Raw genomic sequence first — 16,854 nt, 5'->3', positions numbered from 1 at the left:
CGGAATCGCCCCGCTGATCACTTGCGCAGATGCGGATGCACCTGCTGTGGTGACCCGCATGCGCGTCCCGCCCGCCTTCCTGCTGGCCTCGCTGCTCACCCTCTCCGCATGCGGGTCCGCGGGCGACGCGCCTCCCGGCGGCAGCGAGGGGGATCGCGGGGGCGGGACCCTCCCGACCCTGAGCGGCACCCTCACGGTCTTCGCCGCCGCCTCGCTGACCGACGTCTTCACCGACCTGGGGGAGCAACTGGAGGCGCAGCACCCCGACCTGGAGGTGCAGTTCAACTTCGCCGGCAGCTCGGCGCTGGCCGGGCAGCTCACCCAGGGCGCGCCGGCCGACGTGTTCGCCGCGGCCGACGAGGCGCAGATGGCCCGCGTGGCCGAGGCCGGGCTCGCCGGGGACGCCGAGCTGTTCGCCTCCAACCGGCTGATGCTCGCCTTCCCGGCGGACAACCCGGCCGGCCTCAGGAAGCCGCCGTCCGGGATCCCGAGCCTCGGCGAGCTGCTGCCCGAGGACCTGACCCTCGCCGTCTGCGCGCCGGAGGTGCCGTGCGGCGCGGCGGCGCAGGAGGTGCTCGAGCAGGTCGGCCGCACGGACGCCCCGGACACCTACGAGGAGGACGTCCGCGGGGTGCTCACCAAGGTGCAGCTGGGCGAGGTCGACGCCGGCCTGGTCTACCGGACCGACGTGATGTCCGGGGAGATCCCCGCGTTCGCCTTCGCCGAGTCCGAGGCCGCGCAGAACCGCTACCCCGTCGCGGTGCTGGACGACGCCCCGAACGCTGCCGCCGCGCGGGCCTTCACCGACCTGCTGCTCTCCGAGGAAGGGCGCCGCGCGCTGACCGACGCCGGCTTCTTCGAACCGTGAGCCGGTCCCGCGAGGGCGCGCCGGTGCCGGCGCCGCTGCTGGTCCCCGCCGCGATCGGCGTCCTGTTCCTGACGCTGCCGCTGCTCGGCCTGCTGGTCCGCACCCCCTGGTCGCAGCTCGGCGCCCAGCTGACCGCGCCCGGCGTCGGCCAGGCGCTCCGGCTGTCGCTGGTGTCCGCCACGCTGGCGACCGGCCTCTCGCTGCTGCTCGGCGTCCCCCTGGCCTGGGTGCTCGCGCGGTCCCGGGCGCGCGGGCGCACGGTGCTGCGGGCGCTGGTGACCGTGCCCCTGGTGCTGCCCCCGGTGGTGGGCGGCGTCGCGCTCTTCCTGGTGCTCGGGCGGCAGGGCGTCGTCGGCAGCTGGCTGGACGACGCCTTCGGCATCACCATCCCGTTCACCACGACCGCGGTCGTCATCGCCGAGACCTTCGTGGCCATGCCCTTCCTCGTGATCAGCGTGGAGGGTGCGCTGCGGGCGGCCGACGCCCGCTTCGAGGACGTCGCCGCCACCCTCGGCGCCGGCCGGTGGACGACGTTCCGCAGCGTGACCCTGCCGCTGGTCGCACCGGGCATCGCCGCCGGAGCGGTGCTCTGCTGGGCCCGCGCGCTGGGCGAGTTCGGCGCGACCATCACCTTCGCCGGCAACTTCCCGGGCACGACGCAGACGATGCCGCTGGCCGTCTACCTCGCCCTGCAGCGCGACCCGGACGCAGCGATCGTGCTCTCGGTGCTGCTGCTGGGCGTCTCGCTGGCCACCCTGCTGCTGCTGCGCGACCGCTGGCTGGGCCGGGCGGGCGCCGCGTGAGCCTGCACGCCTCCGTCGCCGTGCGCCGCGGCACCCTCGACCTGCGGCTCGACGTCGAGGTCGCCGACGGCGAGGTGCTCGCCGTCCTCGGCCCCAACGGCGCCGGGAAGTCCACGCTGCTGCGGGTGCTGGCCGGCCTGCTGCCCCCGGACGGCGGTGGCGTCGTCGTCGACGGCGCCACCTGGGACTGCGACGGCGTCCACCTGGCCGCCCACCGGCGCTCGCTGGGCATGGTCTTCCAGGACGCGCTGCTGTTCCCGCACCTCAGCGTCGCCGACAACGTCGGCTTCGGGCTGCGCACCCGCGGCACGGCGAAGGCGGCGGCCCGGGCGGCGGCCGCGGCGTGGCTGGCCCGGGTCGGGCTGGAGGGCATGGGCGCCCGCCGGCCGGGCGAGCTCTCCGGCGGTCAGGCGCAGCGCGCGGCGCTGGCCCGGGCGCTGGTGGGGGAGCCGGCCCTCCTGCTGCTCGACGAGCCGCTGTCGGCGCTGGACGCCCGGACCCGGCTGGCCGTGCGGGCCGAGCTGCGCCGGCACCTCGCCGACTTCCGCGGCAGCACCGTGCTGGTCACCCACGACCCGGTCGACGCGATGGCGCTGGCCGACCGCGTCGTCGTCGTCGAGGACGGCCGGCTGGTCCAGGAGGGGACGCCGGAGGAGATCGCCCGCCGCCCCCGCACGGACTACGTCGCCCGGCTGGTCGGGCTCTCGCTGCTGCCGGGCACGGGGGAGGGGCGCACCGTGCGGGTGGACGGCGGGGGCGTCGTCGCGGTGGCCGAGGAGGCCGTCGGCGCGGTGTTCGCGGCCGTCCGGCCGGAGTCGGTCGCGCTGTACCTGTCCCGGCCCGAGGGCAGCCCGCGCAACGTCTGGCGCGCCACGGTCGCCGGGGCGACGCCGCACGGCGGCACCGTGCGCTGCGACCTGGCCGGCGAGGTGCCGCTGGTCGCCGACGTCACCGCGACCGCGTTCGCCGAGCTGGGGCTGACCGTCGGGGCGCAGGTCTGGGCCGCGGTGAAGGCCTCCGAGGTGGCCGTCTACGCCCGCTGAACCCGGCCACGACGGCCGTGTCGGCCCTCTGGGAGGGTGGCGGGATGACCACCGCCGCCGTCGTCCTCGCCGCCGGGGGCGGCCGTCGCTACGGGATGCCGAAGGCGCTGGTCGAGCACGAGGGCAGCCTGCTGGTCGAGCGGGCGGTGCGGACGGCGCGGGCGGCCTGCGACGTCGTGCTCGTCGTCCTCGGCGCACAGGCGGTCGACGTCTGGCGCACCGCGGACCTCACCGGGGCGACGGTGCTGGCCAACAAGGACTGGGAGAGCGGCATGGCCTCCTCGCTGCGCACCGGCCTGGACGGGCTGCGCGGCTTCCCCGGCACGGTCGACGCCGCCCTCGTCACGCTGGTGGACATGCCGGGCATGACGCCGGATGCCCTGCGGGCCGTCGCCGCGCACGCCGCGCCCGACGCCCTCGCCGTCGCCACCTACGACGGCGTCCGCGGCCACCCGGTGCTCCTCGGCCGGGAGCACTGGGCCGGGGTCGTCGAGACCCTCACCGGCGACGAGGGCGCCCGCCGCTACCTGGCCGCCCACGACGTCACCGAGGTGGACTGCACCGGCCTGGCCGATCCGGCCGACCTGGACGTTCCCCCGCCGGGGGTACCTTCGGCGCCGTGATCGCACAGGTCGTGGACACGCCGCTGTCCGTCGCCGCGCACGAGGACGCCGTCGCCGACAAGGCGGCCGGCGCCGTCGTCTCCTTCGCCGGCGTCGTCCGCGACCACGACGGCGGCCGGTCGGTGACCGAGCTGGAGTACGTGGGCCACCCCACCGCGACCGAGGTGATCGTCGAGATCGCCGAGGAGCTCGCCGCCCGGCCGGGCGTCCACGCCGTCGCCGTCAGCCACCGCATCGGCCTGCTCGGCATCGGGGACGTGGCGCTGGCCTGCGCGGTCAGCGCCTCCCACCGCGGCGAGGCGTTCACCGCCTGCGCCGACCTCGTCGACGAGGTGAAGAGGCGGCTGCCCATCTGGAAGCGGCAGGTCTTCACCGACGGCCAGGAGGAGTGGGTCGCCTGCCCCTGAGGGCAGGTGGTCAGCCGGCGAACGTCCGGGCCGGGAGGCCCCGCACGCCGGCGTCGACCCGGAACACGCAGCCGGCCAGGGGGTCCTCGCCCGGGTCCATGCCCTGCCGGGACGTGGTGACGAAGAGCTCGTCCAGGCCGGGCCCGCCGAGCGTGCAGGCGGTCACCTGGGCGGTGGGCACCTCGACCACCGCGTCGAGCCGGCCCGACGGGTCGTACCGGTGCACCGCGCCGCCCCCGTACAGCGCCACCCACACCCCGCCCTCGGTGTCCACGGTGAGGCCGTCGGGGTTCTGCTCGTCGGACATGGCGACGAAGGGACGGCGACCGGTCAGCCCGCCCTCGCGGTCGTAGTCGAAGACGTCGACCCGGTGCGTCGCCGTGTCGGCGTAGTAGGCCAGCGTGCCGTCGGGGGCCCACTCCAGCCCGTTGGAGACGGTGAGGTCGGCGAACACCCGGCGCACGCTGCCGTCGGGGTCCAGCCGGTACATCGAGGCGGCGCCGGGCGCCTGGTCGTAGGCCATGGAGCCGCACCAGAAGCGCCCGTCCGGGTCGCAGCCGCCCTCGTTCATGCGGACGCCGTCGTCCGACCAGACCTCGGGCAGCGCGGTCACCGTGCCGTCGGCGTCCTCCAGGGCGAACCCGCGCTCGACGGCGACGACGGCGCCGCCACCCCGCCGGGGCCGCAGGGCCGCCGCGACCGCACCCACGTGCGCCCGGGTCACCGCGCCGTCGGCGGCCAGGCGTAGGACGTCGCCGGCGAGCATGTCGACGAAGCGCAGCCCTCCCCAGCCGGCCCACCAGACCGGTCCCTCGCCGTGGTGGGCCACCGGCCCGGTCAGCTGCTCAGCCCGCACGTGCCCTCCCGGTGCCGTCGCGGCGATCCTGCCGCAGGCCGGGGCGGTCGCGCGCGCTCAGCGCACGGGATCCGGGAGGGGCGGGGGCTCCAGCCCGGTGGCGATCAGCGTGCTCAGCGTGCGCGCCGCGGCCTCCACCACCGACAGCTCGCGCATGGCGCTGCGGGGCTTGGCCCGGAACGAGATGCCGCAGAGGGTGCCGAAGAGCTCCAGGTCCGGCCGCACCAGCGGGATGCCGACGTAGGCGGCGACCGCACCCACCGGCTGGTCGGCGTGGGCGGCGTAGGCGGGCACCGCGGCGGTCACCGTCGCCAGCCGCGGCCCGTTCCCCTCCACCATCTGCCGGCAGAGGCTGCCCGACCACGGCACCGCCGTCCCGGGCCGGACGAGCCGCTCCGGCCAGGCGCGCAGCACCACCTGGCGGTCGCCCACCACCCGGGTGACCATCCACAGGTCCCAGCCCACGTGCTCGTGCAGGAAGCGCAGGGCATCGTCCGCGGCGGACGTCCAGTCCCGCCACGGTGCGACGTCGGCGACGCACGCCGGAACCATGCCGTCCATTATCGCCCTGATCCGCCGTCCCGCACGGTGTCGCACCCCGTCCCGGCGCCCGCCTGGCGTACGCTGCCGGCGTTCCAGGCACGGGGCGAGGCTGCCGCGCCGTCCGCGGCGGCGGGACGGCGGGAGGTCGACGATGCCCCTCCCCCTCGACCCGCTGCTCCAGGCGATGCCGGTCGGGTTCATGGCGGTCGACCGCGCCTGGCGGATCACGCACGTGAACCCCTCGGCCGAGGCCGTGCTCGGCAAGGCGCGCCCCGACCTGGTCGGCGCCGACTTCTGGGAGACGTTCCCGGACAACCGCACCAACGAGTTCGGCCGCATCTACCGCGAGGTCATGGAGACCGGGGTCCCGCAGCGGATCGAGGCGTACTACCCCGAGCCGCTCAACGCCTGGTTCGAGGCGCACGCGGTCGCCGTCGAGACGGGTTTGGCGCTCTACTTCACCGACGTCACCGGGCGCCGCACCGCCCAGAACCGGCTGGCGATGCTCGCCCGCGTCGGCGCCCGGCTCACCGGCACCCTGGACGTCGCCGAGGCGATCCGCCGCATCCCGCGGCTGCTCATCCCCGAGCTGGGGGACGGCTGCCTGCTCACCGTCGTCGACGACAGCGGCCGGCCCCGCGACGCCGGCTCGTGGCACGTCGAGCCCGGCAAGCGCGACGTGCTCGTCGGGTACGCCGAGCGCCGGCTCGCCGCGCTCCCGGCGAACGCGCCGGTGCTGCGGTCGCTGCTCGGCGAGACGGTCGTCGCCCCGGGGGAGGAGACCTACCGGGCGCTGTCCGACCCCGGGGCGCGGGACGCGTTCCGCCGGCTGGGGACGCCGTCGGTCGCCACGATCCCGCTGCTGGGGAACGCGCGCGTGGTCGGTGCGCTGACCCTGCTCCTGCAGAGCGGCCGGCTGCCGGGGGCGGAGGACCTGCTCACCGCCCGCGAGGTCGCCGACCGGGTCGGCCTTGCGCTGCACAACGCGTGGCTGTTCGACCAGCACAAGCAGCTGGCCGAAGGTCTCCAGCGCCGGCTGCTCAGCGCGCCCGTCGAGCCCGACGACGCGGAGGTCGTCGTCCGCTACACGCCGGCCGCCGAGGCGGCACGGGTCGGCGGCGACTGGCACGACTCGTTCCGGCAGCCCTGCGGGGCCACGGTGCTCGTCATCGGCGACGTCGTCGGGCACGACACCGCGGCCGCCGCGGCGATGGGCCAGGTCCGCTCGCTGCTGCGCGGCATCGCCGCCTACAGCGACGCCGGGCCCGCCGAGGTGCTGCGCGGCGTCGACGCCGCCATGACCCAGCTCGAGGTGGGCACCTACGCCACGGCGGCGGTGGCCCGGTTCGAGCGCTGCCCGGACGGCGGCACCCGGATGCGCTGGTCGAACGCCGGCCACCTGCCGCTGCTGGTCGTCGACCCGGCCGGGGAGGTGCGCCAGGCCGGCCCCTGGCGGGGGGAGCGGCTGCTGGGCTCGGGCACCCACAACGACCGGAGCGAGGCGGTGCTGGACCTCGCCCCCGGCACCACCGTGCTCATGGTCACCGACGGGCTGATCGAGCGGCGGGACAGCGACCTGGACGCCGGCATGGCCCAGCTGTCGGCCGTGGTCGCCGAGCTGGCCGCGCGACCGCTGGCCGAGCTGTGCGACGAGCTGATCGACCGCCTGGTCAGCGGCCGGCCGGAGGACGACGTCGCCGTGGTCGCCATCCGGCTGGCGGGCTAGCGCGCCGCGGGGGCCCCGTCGCCCGGGTGCTCGCCGCGCCGGTGCGCCTCCTCCTCGGCCTCCGCCTCCAGCACGTTCGCCTCGCCGGCGACCGTGGCCGCGGCATCGCCGTGGGACTCGCCGTACAGCTCCTCGGCGCGGCCGAGCAGCTCCTGGGCCTTGTCCTTCGCCTTGTCGAAGATGCTCATGCGCCCATCCTGGCCGTCCGGGCCGCCGCCGGCCAGCCGTCGACCGGCCGTCAGCCGCCGGCGAAGGGCGGGAGGACGTCGACCACCGCGCCGGGCGACAGCGGCGTCGCCGGGTCGCGGGCCGTGGTGCCGTCGACGAGGAACGAGCAGGCGGTGAGGACCCGCTCCATCCGCTCGCCGTGGCCGGCCACGATCTGGCCCACCAGCTCGTCGAGGCTCGCGGCCTCGCGGCTCTCGGTGTCCACGCCGGAGACGGCCCGGGCGCCGGCGAAGTACCGCACCGTGACGGCCACCGTCACCCGCCGATCGCCGACATCGGCCGGCTGGGCTGCAGGAAGCTCGGGTCGTCGATGCCGTGGCCGGGGAGCTTGCCGAGGGTGGCGATCCGCCAGCGGTCGGCCAGCTCCCGGTCGGTGGCGCCCTCCCGCATGGCGGTGCGCAGGTCGGACTCCTCCCGGGCGAAGAGGCAGTTGCGGACCTGTCCGTCAGCGGTGAGCCGGGTGCGGTCGCAGGTGCCGCAGAAGGAGCGGGTCACCGAGGCGATGACGCCCACCGTCGCCGGGCCGCCGTCGACCAGCCAGCGCTCGGCCGGCGCCGAGCCGCGGGCCTCGGTGTCCGGGGTGAGCGTGTGCGCCGCGGACAGCCGCTCGAGGATGTCCTCGGCGGTGACCATCTCGCCGCGGGTCCAGGCGTGGTGGGCGTCCAGCGGCATCTGCTCGATGAACCGCAGCTGGTAGCCCTGCTCCAGGCAGAAGTCGAGCAGTGGGACGGCGTCGGCCTCGTTCATGCCCCGCATGAGGACGGCGTTGACCTTCACCGGCGTCAGGCCCGCGCGCTGGGCGGCGGCGAGGCCGGCGACGACGTCGTCGAGCCGGTCGCGGTGGGTGAGCTGCTTGAACCGGTCGCGGTCCAGGGTGTCGAGGCTGACGTTGATCCGGTCCAGCCCCGCGTCGGCCAGCGCCGGGGCCACGCGGGCCAGGCCGATGGCGTTCGTGGTGAGGCTGACCTCGGGCCGTGGCTCCAGCGCGGTCGCGGCGGCGACGATGCCCACGAGACCGGGCCGGAGCAGCGGCTCCCCGCCGGTGAAGCGGACCTCGCGGATGCCGAGGTGCTCCACGCCGATGCGCACCAGCCGGACGATCTCGTCGTCGGTGAGCACCTCGACCTTGGGCAGCCAGTCCAGGCCCTCGGGCGGCATGCAGTACGTGCACCGCAGGTTGCAGCGGTCGGTCAGGGAGACCCGCAGGTCGGTGGCGACGCGGCCGTACCGGTCGACCAGCCCGCCGCTGCCCGGGGCCGGCGCCTCGGGGAGGCGCACCCGGGGGTCGGGGAGCGGGCTGCTGCTGGTCACGGCCCGAATGTAGCCGCGTGGCCCGACGAATGCGGCGGCGTCGGCCCGGAGGACGCCGTTAGGCTGTCGCCGCCACCCGAGGGACCGGCGGAGGACCACCCGCACTCGCCCGTGGCCAGGAAGCGCGAGAAGAACCGTGTCACCCCGCACCCTCTTGGGCCCCTACCTGCGCCTGTTCGCCGTGCCCGGCTCGACGTCGTTCTCCCTCGCCGCCTGGATCGGCCGCTTCCCGGCGCCGATGCTGGGGCTGGGCTCCGTCCTGCTCGTGGAGGGCGAGACCGGCAGCTACGGGCTGGCCGGCGCCGTCTCCGGGACGCTGGCGCTCTCCTACGCCGTGGCCGGCCCCCAGTGGGCCCGGGCCATGGACCGGCGGGGCCAGGCGGCGATCCTGCGGCTGGCCATGGTCGCCACCCTGGTGACCGGCAGCGCGTTCGTGGCGGTCGTCGAGACCGGCGGGCCGCGGTGGGCCTGGTTCCTCCTCGCCGCCGCCACCGGGTTCAGCAGCCCCAACATCGGCTCGCTGGTGCGCGCGCGGTGGTCGGCGGTGCTGGACCCGGCCGGCCGGCAGACCGCCTACGCCTTCGAGGCGGTGGTCGACGAGGTCGTGTTCGTGCTCGGCCCACCGCTGGTCACCCTGCTGGCGACGCTGGTCGCGCCGCCGGTGGGCTTCCTCACCGGCATCCTGCTGGGCGCCGTCGGCGGGCTGTGGCTGGCCGCGCAGCGGGACACCGAGCCGCCGCTGCACGTCGCCGAGGAGGGCGCGCCGCGACGGCGCCGCTCGGTGCTCACCCCGACGCTGCTGGTCGTCGTCGTCACCTACCTGGCCGTCGGCACCGTGTTCGGCGCGATCGACGTCGTCGTCGTGGGGTTCGCCGAGGAGGAGGGCGCGCACGCCTTCTCCGGTCTCGTCCTCGCCGTGTTCGCGCTCGGCAGCCTGGTCGCCGGGCTGGTCTACGGGCTGGCCAGGCTGCCCGGGACGCTGGCCGCCCGGTTCGTGGGCACCGCCGTCGCCTTCGGCCTGGCCGCCCAGCTGCTGTGGGGCGTCGGGTCCCTCCCCGTGCTGGTCGCCTGCGGCTTCCTCGGCGGCCTCACCATCGCGCCGGTGCTCGTGTCCGGGACGTCGCTGGTCGAGTCCCGGGTCGCGCCGGGCGTGCTCACCGAGTCGCTGGCCTGGACGATCACCGGCCTCACGCTCGGCGTCACGGCGGGCTCGGCGCTGGCCGGCGCCGCGGTGGACGCGTGGGGCGCGGAGGCGGCGTTCGCCGTCCCCGCGGTGGCTGCGGGGCTCGCGGGCGTGCTCGCGCTGGGCGGGTCGGTGCTGATCCGGGACCGCGGCGTCCGCCCGGAATTGGTTGAGGACCGCACCACCGGGTAGCCGGACAGCGGGTCGATCGCGCACGACCGATCGTGCGGCTCGCGACCTCCCCCCGAACCGGAAGGATCTCCCCTGTGGCTTCAGCAGTGCCCTCCATCGACCTGAACAACGGCGTGCAGATCCCCCAGCTGGGCTTCGGCGTCTACCAGGTCCCGCCCGAGAAGACCGCCGACGCCGTGGCGACCGCTCTCGAGGTCGGCTACCGGCACATCGACACCGCCGAGATGTACGGCAACGAGAAGGGTGTCGGCGAAGGGATCACGCGGTCGGGCATCGACCGCGGCGAGGTCTTCGTCACCAGCAAGCTCAACAACGGCTTCCACCGGCGCGACGACGCGCTGCGCGCCTTCGACCAGACGCTGGCCGACCTCGGCACCGACTACCTGGACCTGTTCCTCATCCACTGGCCGCTGCCGGGCATCGACGTCGACTACGTCGAGACCTGGAAGGCGATGGAGGAGATCTACGCCGGCGGCCGGGTCAAGGCCATCGGCGTCTCGAACTTCCAGGAGCACCACCTGCGCCGGCTGTTCTCCGAGACCGAGATCCGGCCCGCGGTGAACCAGATCGAGGTGCACCCCTACCTGGCCCAGGACGCGCTGCGGGCGTTCAACGCCGAGCACGAGATCGTGACCGAGGCCTGGTCGCCGATCGCCCAGGGCAAGGTGCTCGACGACCCCGCCATCGTGGCCATCGCCGAGCGGCTCGGCCGCACGCCTGCGCAGGTCGTGCTGCGCTGGCACATCGAGCGCGGCGACGTCGTCTTCCCGAAGTCCTCCTCGCGCGAGCGGATGGCGGAGAACTTCGCGCTGTTCGACTTCGAGCTGGAGACCGGTGACCAGGCGACGCTGACCGGCCTGGACCGTGGCGAGCGCACCGGACCGGACCCGGACACCTTCAACTACATCCCGGGCTGAGCCGCCACCCGTAGCAGGGCGGCGTGGACGGCGGCCAGCACCACCGACTCGTCCACGCCGTCCTCGCGGGCGGCCCTCGCGAGCGCTTCCGCCGCTGCGCGAACCCGCTCCTGCCCGGTGCCGGGTGATGCTCCGCCGGTGACGACGGTGCCGGTGCGCCGTCGGCTGGCCACCAGCCCGGCCGACTCGAGCTCTGCGTAGGCCCGGGCCACCGTGCCGACGGCCACCCCGAGGTCGGCGGCCAGCGCCCGCATCGTGGGCAGCCGCGAGCCCTTCGGGAGCAGGCCGCCCTGCACGTGGGCGGCGATCTGCGCCCGGATCTGCTCGTAGGGCGGGGTCGGGCTGCCGACGTCGACGGTGACGTCCACCGTCAGGCCACCGCGGGGACCGGCTCGTCGGCCGGGACGCCCGGTGCCCGGACCGCCAGCACGCCGATGCCGGCGAGGGCCCCGACCAGGCCCAGGGCGGCGAGGACCCCGCCCACCCAGGGCAGGACGGCGGCCGCGGTGCCCGCGGCCACGTCGTTCGCGGTGGCGGTGGACGCGAGCCCGGACGAGGCGGAGCGCACCGCGTTCCCGCTGACCGCCAGCAGGCCCCCGGCCACGACGAGGACGGTCGCCGCAGCGCCGCGCAGCACCCGGTGCGCCGAGGCGCGGCGCAGCGCTGCCTCGTGGCGGTCGTCGGCGGTGACGACGGCGGGCCGCTGGGCGACGACCCGCAGCGCCCCGACGGTGAGCGCGGCCAGCACCGCCAGGCCGACCGCCGCCGGGCCGCCGTAGGCCAGGCCGGCGAACGGCGACGCGGCGCCCCCGACCCGGCCGTCGGGGGAGGTCATGCCGAAAGACCGGCCGTCGGGCCCGGCGAGGAGCGCACCCAGGACGATGACCGCGCTGCCGACGAGGAACGCTGCGAGGGCCAGTCGCAGCAGCCATCGCGGTGCGGCGTCCAGCAGGCCGCGGCGCACCAGCCGCGCGCGCCGCACGTCGCCGTCAGGACGTGGCCAGGTCAGCTCCCCGAGCAGCAGCACCGTCGTGTGCGCGGTGCCGAAGGCGAACACCGCGAGCAGCACCCCGACGCCGTTCCGTCCCGGCGTGGGGAGCACGCCCGGGAACGCGTTGACGACCACCAGGGTGCCCGCAGCCGCGGTGCCTGCGAGCACGAGCGCCGTCGCCGCGCTGACGGACGCGTGCCGTCGTGCAGCCGCGACGGTGGTCTCCCGGCTCGGTGGTGAGTGGCGGACGAGCGCGATGCCGGCCGCGGCCGCCGCGGCGAGGACGAGCACGAGAAGCAGGGGCAGCGCGGCCACGACGTCCTCCACCGAACCATTGAGTCAAGGGGTTGACACAATGGCGCGAGGGGCCCGTCGGCGCAAGCGCCCCGCTCGGGGTGTCAGTCGGTCGTGACGAAGTCGATGAGCTCCTCGACCCGGCCGATCAGCGTGGGCTCCAGGTCGGTCCAGGTGCGCACCCGCGCCAGGATCCGCTGCGCCCAGACGTAGCCGGTGTCGTCCTCCCAGCCCAGCCGCCGGCAGACGCCGGTCTTCCAGTCCTCGCCCTTCGGCACGGCCGGCCAGGCCTTGATGCCGACGACGGACGGCTTGACCGCCTGCCAGATGTCGATGAACGGGTGGCCGACGACCAGGGCGTGGTCGCCGGTGACCTGGTCAGCGATCCGCGACTCCTTGGACCCCTTCACCAGGTGGTCGACCAGCACGCCGAGGCGCCGGCCCGACGCCGGGCGGAAGTCCCGCACGATAGCCGGCAGGTCGTCCACGCCGTGCAGCGGCTCCACGACGACGCCCTCGATGCGCAGGTCGTGCCCCCAGACCTTCTCCACCAGCTCGGCGTCGTGCTTGCCCTCGACGTAGATGCGGCCCTCGCGGGCGACCCGGGCCCGCGCGTTGGCCACGTAGGTCGAGCCCGAGGCGCTGCGGGTGGGCGCCGCCGCGACGGCGTGCTTCGGGCGCACCAGCACGACCGGGCGGCCCTCGACCCAGAAGCCGGGGCCCAGCGGGTACCCGCGCACCTTCCCGAAGCGGTCCTCCAGGTGGACGACGTCCTTCTCGCAGCGCACCACCGCGCCGACGAAGCCCGAGCTGGGGTCCTCGACGACGAGGTCCTTCTCGGCCTCCACCTGCGGCACCGGCTTCTTCACGGTCCGCGGGTGGACGAGGTTGTCGTAGGGGGAGCGGGGAGGCACCTCCCCATGCTGGGCAACGGAGGGGCGCAGGCGTGGGCGACGCGCCGACGCGGGCGGACGGGACCGATCCGTGACGACACGCCCGTGCCGACCTCGGCCACGCAGAGTCACCGGATATACGGCGGTTGCCGCACCCAACGGCCGACTCGGTGGTGCGCGACCGGCTTGGCCGTGACCTGCGGGGATACCGCCGAGGCAAGATCATCCCGCTCGGTGACGATGGCCGTTACTGATGGTCACGGCATCCGGGGGGCCTTTCGTGCTCCGTCGTCTCGTTTCGGCCCGATCATCCCGGTCACCCAATCGTGTGACGGACATGACCCGAGCTCAGATAGGAGCCACCACATGATCGGCACCGACACCATCAGCCGCGTGATCGGCCAGGACGTCTACGACCAGGCCGGCGAGAAGATCGGCTCGGCCTCCGAGGTCTACCTCGACGACGAGACGGGCCAGCCGGAGTGGGTCACGGTGCGCACCGGCCTGTTCGGCACCAAGGAGTCCTTCGTCCCCATCCGTGACGCCGACCTGACGAACGACGGCGTCCGCGTATCGGTGAGCAAGGCCCGGGTGAAGGACGCCCCGAAGATCGACACCGACGGGCACCTCTCGCCGCAGGAGGAGCAGGAGCTCTACCGCTACTACGGCCTCGGCGGCTCTGACACGGCGCAGGGCATGCAGACCGACACGACGCAGAGCATGCACACCGAGACGACCGCCGGCATGCACAGCGAGACCACCGGCATGGCGGGCACCGGCACGACCGACGCCGCCGGCACCGTGGGCCACGACACCTCCGGCCCGACCACCGACAGCGCCATGACCCGCTCGGAGGAGCAGCTGCACGTCGGCACCCGCTCCGAGGAGGTCGGCCGCGCCCGGCTGCGCAAGTACGTCGTCAGCGAGAACGTCACCGAGACGGTGCCGGTGACCCGCGAGGAGGTCCGCCTCGAGCGCGAGCCGATCACCGACGCCAACATCGGCAACGCCATGGACGGCCCGGCCATCTCCGAGGAGGAGCACGAGGTCACGCTGCACGCCGAGCGTCCCGTGGTCGAGAAGGAGGCCGTGCCGGTCGAGCGGATCCGCCTCGACAAGCAGACCGTCACCGAGCAGGCGCAGGTGAACGAGACCCTCCGCAAGGAAGAGGTCGAGATCGAGGGCGCCGCGGACAACGACCGGCGCATGTGACCGGGTCCCCCGCACGGGGGGGCACGAACGGCGGCCCGCCGAGGAGCTCCTCGGCGGGCCGCCGTCGTCGCTGCGGGGGTCAGTCCGCCAGGCAGGCGGCGAGCGCCCCGACCATGAGCGGGACGTCGACGGCCGAGGCGAGCTCCCGGCAGGAGTGCATCGCCAGCATGGGTGCGCCGACGTCGACCGTGGTGACACCGAGCCGGGTGGCCGTCAGCGGGCCGATGGTGCTGCCGCAGGGCAGGTCCGCGCGGGTGACGAACGCCTGCACCGGGACCCCGGCCTCCTCGCACCGCTCGCGGAACCAGCCGCCGCTCGCCGCGTCGGTGGCGTAGGCCTGGTTGGCGTTCACCTTCAGCACCGGCCCGCCGCCGAGCGCCGGCCGGTGCGCCGGCTCGTGGCGCTCCGCGCGGTTCGGGTGCACCGCGTGGGCCATGTCGGCCGACACCAGCACCGACCGGGCCAGCGCCCGGTGCACCGCCTGCGGCTCGGCCCCGGCCAGCCGCTGGACGACGTCCTCGAGGAAGCTGCCGCGCGCGCCGGACATCGAGCCGCTGCCCACCTCCTCGTGGTCGTTGCAGACCAGCACCTGCGTGCGCTCCCCGGCGGGGGCGGCCAGCAGCGCCAGCAGCCCGGAGTGGCAGCACGCCAGGTCGTCCAGGCGCGGGGCGGCCACCCAGGTGCCGTCGGCGCCGGCCCGGGCCGCGGGCTGGGTGTCGGCCAGCACCAGGTCGTGCCCGACGACGTCGCCGGCCTGGACGCCCGCCGCGGCGGCGAGCGCCTCCAGCAGACCCGGCTCCTCCCCGAGGTCGCGGTCCCACACCGGCACCAGGTGCTGCTGCGGGTCGAGGGTCAGGCCCTCCCGCACCGCGCGGTCGAGGTGGATGGCCAGCGAGGGCAGCCGCAGCGGCGCCCCGGGCAGCCGCACGAGCGCCCGCTCCCCGCCGCGCAGCGCCAGCCGCCCGGCGACGGTCAGCTCGCGGTCCAGCCACGTGTGCCACAGGCCGCCGCCGTAGGGCTCGACCCCGACCAGCCGGTAGCCGGCCTGGCGGACGTCGTTGTTCGGCCGCACCTTGAACGTCGGTGAGTCGGTGTGCGCGCCGACGATCCGCAGGCCCGTCTCCGCCGGAGCGCCCGCGCCCACCCGGAAGGCGATGAGGCTGCCGTGCCGGACGACGAAGTGCTGCCCGCCGGGCGCGGGCGACCAGGCGTCGGTCTCGGCCAGCTCGGTGAACCCGGCCGCGGTGAGGCGGCGGGCCAGCTCGGCGACGGCGTGCGAGGGCGAGGGCGAGGCGTCGACGAAGGCCCGCAGGTCGTCGCCGAGCGCGAGCGCGTCGGTCGTGGCGGTCGGCGTGGGGTCCGGCATGCGGTCATCGTCTCCCGCGCCGGTGTCCCGCCGCCCGCCCGGGTGGGATGCTGCCGGGTGTGAGTGAGCGCACGCCGTCGGCCCCGGGGAGCCCCGCCGAGCTGGCCGGCGCGCTCGAGGCGACCGGCTACCTGCCCGACGAGGGGCTCGCCACCGCCGCGTACCTCGCGCTGGCCATGCACCGGCCGCTCTTCCTGGAGGGCGAGGCGGGGGTGGGGAAGACGGCGCTGGCGCACGCGCTCGCGCAGGTCACCGGCCGGCCGCTGCACCGGCTGCAGTGCTACGAGGGGCTGGAGGCCAGCCAGGCGCTCTACGACTGGGACTTCGGCCGCCAGCTGCTGCACCTGCGTGCCGCCGAGGCCGCCCACGCGAACGCCGACACCGAGAGCCTGGAGGCCTCGCTGTACGACCGGCGCTTCCTGCTGGCCCGGCCGCTGCTGCGGGCGCTGGAGGACTCGCCCAGCGTGCTGCTGGTCGACGAGGTGGACCGGGCGGACGACGAGTTCGAGGCGTTCCTGCTGGAGGTCCTGTCGGACTTCACCATCTCGATCCCCGAGCTGGGCACCGTGCGCGCGGAGACCCCGCCGCTGGTCGTCCTCACGTCCAACCGCACCCGCGAGGTGCACGACGCGCTCAAGCGGCGCTGCCTCTACCACTGGCTGGAGCACCCGGGCTTCGACCGCGAGGTGGCGATCCTGCGCCGCCGGCTGCCCGACGTCACCGAGTCGCTGGCCCGCCAGGTGGCCCGGGCGACGGCGATGCTGCGCACCCTGGACCTGCTGAAGCCGCCGGGGATCGCCGAGGCCATGGACTGGGCCACGGCGCTGCACACCCTCGGCGCCCGCGAGCTCGACCCCGACCTCGCCGCCCGCACCCTGGGTGCGGTCCTGAAGTACCGGGAGGACACCGAGCGGGTGCGGGCCCTGGGCACCGGGGTGCTCACCGGTGCCTGAGCGCGACGTGGTCGACACGGTGCTGGCGTTCGCCCGCACGCTGCGGCACGCCGGGGTGCCGGCCTCGCCGGACCGGGTGGAGGCGATGCTCACCGCGCTCGCGCACCTGCGGGTGCTGGAGACCGGTGACGTCTACTGGGCCGGGCGGCTCACGCTCTGCGGCGGCCCCGACGACCTGGACCGCTACGACGCCGCCTTCGCCGCCTTCTTCTCCGGGGAGCGGCCGCGCGTCCGCACCGCCCCGGCCGGCGCACCGCCCCGCGTTGCCGCCTCGGCCCCGCTGGACGCCGGCACCGGTGAGGGGGACGACGACCAGGACGCCCCCGACCTCGCCGCGCGGGCCAGCGCCGGGGAGGTGCTGCGCCACCGGGACGTGGCGGGCCTGACGCCGGAGGAGCGCGAGCACCTGCGGCGGCTGTTCGCGCTGCTGGTGCCGGCCGCGCCA

The 16,854-nt window shown here is 75.6% G+C and carries 19 protein-coding genes and 1 pseudogene; 11 read left to right on the top strand and 9 right to left on the bottom strand.

Features of this window, described 5'->3' with window-relative positions; all coding sequences use genetic code 11:
- Positions 1-58 precede the first annotated feature (58 nt).
- Genes modA through E4P43_RS16585 form a run of 5 tightly spaced genes read left to right on the top strand, consistent with a single transcriptional unit; the run spans position 59 to position 3,744 of the window.
- On the top strand, positions 59-868 hold the full coding sequence (modA, locus tag E4P43_RS16605) for a molybdate ABC transporter substrate-binding protein (protein ID WP_135146554.1): 810 nt from the start codon (positions 59-61) through the stop codon (positions 866-868).
- Positions 865-1,671 carry an ABC transporter permease gene (locus E4P43_RS16600; protein ID WP_135146553.1) on the top strand — a complete coding sequence of 269 codons (807 nt, stop codon included), beginning with the start codon at positions 865-867 and terminating at the stop codon, positions 1,669-1,671. The genes modA and E4P43_RS16600 overlap by 4 nt, the downstream gene beginning before the upstream one ends.
- A complete protein-coding gene (locus E4P43_RS16595; protein ID WP_135146552.1) occupies positions 1,668-2,714 on the top strand; it encodes an ABC transporter ATP-binding protein in 1,047 nt (348 codons plus the stop codon). The genes E4P43_RS16600 and E4P43_RS16595 overlap by 4 nt, the downstream gene beginning before the upstream one ends.
- Positions 2,715-2,758: 44 nt before the next feature.
- On the top strand, positions 2,759-3,337 hold the full coding sequence (locus E4P43_RS16590; protein ID WP_135146551.1) for a nucleotidyltransferase family protein: 579 nt from the start codon (positions 2,759-2,761) through the stop codon (positions 3,335-3,337).
- Positions 3,334-3,744, top strand: a complete 411-nt coding sequence (locus E4P43_RS16585; protein WP_135146550.1) for a molybdenum cofactor biosynthesis protein MoaE — start codon at positions 3,334-3,336, stop codon at positions 3,742-3,744. The genes E4P43_RS16590 and E4P43_RS16585 overlap by 4 nt, the downstream gene beginning before the upstream one ends.
- 10 nt (positions 3,745-3,754) lie before the next feature.
- On the opposite strand, the gene E4P43_RS16580 is transcribed toward E4P43_RS16585, so the two are convergent.
- Both E4P43_RS16580 and E4P43_RS16575 read right to left on the bottom strand, forming a co-directional pair.
- Positions 3,755-4,600, bottom strand: coding sequence for an SMP-30/gluconolactonase/LRE family protein (locus tag E4P43_RS16580; RefSeq protein ID WP_135146549.1), 846 nt, complete (start codon positions 4,598-4,600; stop codon positions 3,755-3,757).
- Positions 4,601-4,657: 57 nt separating this feature from the next.
- Positions 4,658-5,152, bottom strand: a complete 495-nt coding sequence (locus tag E4P43_RS16575; RefSeq protein ID WP_135146548.1) for a GAF domain-containing protein — start codon at positions 5,150-5,152, stop codon at positions 4,658-4,660.
- A 142-nt stretch (positions 5,153-5,294) separates the two neighbouring features.
- Here E4P43_RS16575 and E4P43_RS16570 point away from each other — a divergent pair, with 142 nt between their 5' ends.
- On the top strand, positions 5,295-6,869 hold the full coding sequence (locus E4P43_RS16570) for a SpoIIE family protein phosphatase (protein WP_135146547.1): 1,575 nt from the start codon (positions 5,295-5,297) through the stop codon (positions 6,867-6,869).
- Here E4P43_RS16570 and E4P43_RS16565 read toward each other — a convergent pair.
- Genes E4P43_RS16565 through moaA form a run of 3 tightly spaced genes read right to left on the bottom strand, consistent with a single transcriptional unit; the run spans position 6,866 to position 8,408 of the window.
- On the bottom strand, positions 6,866-7,057 hold the full coding sequence (locus E4P43_RS16565; RefSeq protein WP_135146546.1) for a hypothetical protein: 192 nt from the start codon (positions 7,055-7,057) through the stop codon (positions 6,866-6,868). The two genes, E4P43_RS16570 and E4P43_RS16565, sit on opposite strands and share 4 nt — an antisense overlap.
- 50 nt (positions 7,058-7,107) lie before the next feature.
- Positions 7,108-7,356 (bottom strand): MoaD/ThiS family protein, encoded by a 249-nt coding sequence (locus E4P43_RS16560; RefSeq protein WP_135146545.1) that lies wholly within the window; start codon positions 7,354-7,356, stop codon positions 7,108-7,110.
- Positions 7,353-8,408: a GTP 3',8-cyclase MoaA gene (gene moaA, locus E4P43_RS16555; RefSeq protein WP_209313931.1), complete on the bottom strand. Its 1,056-nt coding sequence runs from the start codon at positions 8,406-8,408 to the stop codon at positions 7,353-7,355. The genes E4P43_RS16560 and moaA overlap by 4 nt, the downstream gene beginning before the upstream one ends.
- A gap of 136 nt (positions 8,409-8,544) precedes the next feature.
- Here moaA and E4P43_RS16550 point away from each other — a divergent pair, with 136 nt between their 5' ends.
- Together E4P43_RS16550 and E4P43_RS16545 are read left to right on the top strand one after the other, a co-directional pair.
- On the top strand, positions 8,545-9,783 hold the full coding sequence (locus tag E4P43_RS16550) for an MFS transporter (protein ID WP_135146544.1): 1,239 nt from the start codon (positions 8,545-8,547) through the stop codon (positions 9,781-9,783).
- 74 nt (positions 9,784-9,857) lie between these two features.
- Positions 9,858-10,700 (top strand): aldo/keto reductase, encoded by an 843-nt coding sequence (locus E4P43_RS16545; protein ID WP_135146543.1) that lies wholly within the window; start codon positions 9,858-9,860, stop codon positions 10,698-10,700.
- Here the strand turns inward: E4P43_RS16545 and E4P43_RS20290 are convergent.
- The 3 genes from E4P43_RS20290 to E4P43_RS16535 all read right to left on the bottom strand — a co-directional run bounded on the left by E4P43_RS20290 (position 10,685) and on the right by E4P43_RS16535 (position 12,899).
- Positions 10,685-11,068, bottom strand: a complete 384-nt coding sequence (locus tag E4P43_RS20290; RefSeq protein WP_209313930.1) for a GntR family transcriptional regulator — start codon at positions 11,066-11,068, stop codon at positions 10,685-10,687. The genes E4P43_RS16545 and E4P43_RS20290 overlap by 16 nt on opposite strands.
- A 2-nt stretch (positions 11,069-11,070) precedes the next feature.
- Positions 11,071-12,006: a hypothetical protein gene (locus tag E4P43_RS20285; protein WP_209313929.1), complete on the bottom strand. Its 936-nt coding sequence runs from the start codon at positions 12,004-12,006 to the stop codon at positions 11,071-11,073.
- An 83-nt stretch (positions 12,007-12,089) separates the two neighbouring features.
- Complete coding sequence (locus E4P43_RS16535) at positions 12,090-12,899, bottom strand: DUF3097 domain-containing protein (RefSeq protein ID WP_135146542.1); 810 nt, start codon at positions 12,897-12,899, stop codon at positions 12,090-12,092.
- Between the two features lie 345 nt (positions 12,900-13,244).
- Between E4P43_RS16535 and E4P43_RS16530 the strand changes: the two genes are divergently transcribed.
- Positions 13,245-14,090 (top strand): PRC and DUF2382 domain-containing protein, encoded by an 846-nt coding sequence (locus tag E4P43_RS16530; RefSeq protein ID WP_135146541.1) that lies wholly within the window; start codon positions 13,245-13,247, stop codon positions 14,088-14,090.
- Between the two features lie 79 nt (positions 14,091-14,169).
- Here the strand turns inward: E4P43_RS16530 and E4P43_RS16525 are convergent, their stop codons facing one another.
- The gene (locus tag E4P43_RS16525) at positions 14,170-15,456 is read right to left on the bottom strand and encodes a M18 family aminopeptidase (protein ID WP_135146540.1); all 1,287 of its coding nucleotides are present in this window, start codon (positions 15,454-15,456) and stop codon (positions 14,170-14,172) included.
- A 47-nt stretch (positions 15,457-15,503) separates the two neighbouring features.
- On the opposite strand from E4P43_RS16525, the gene E4P43_RS16520 reads away from it, so the two are divergent.
- Entirely contained in the window at positions 15,504-16,409 is a 906-nt protein-coding gene (locus tag E4P43_RS16520; protein WP_135146539.1) for a MoxR family ATPase, read from the top strand.
- Positions 16,402-16,854 (top strand): annotated as a pseudogene (locus E4P43_RS16515) (hypothetical protein); the annotation flags it as partial. The gene E4P43_RS16520 and the pseudogene E4P43_RS16515, both read left to right, overlap by 8 nt.

The organism is Blastococcus sp. TF02A-35 (assembly GCF_004571075.1).
Lineage (GTDB): Bacteria > Actinomycetota > Actinomycetes > Mycobacteriales > Geodermatophilaceae > Blastococcus.
This window is presented reverse-complemented; position numbering and strand designations above follow the sequence as displayed.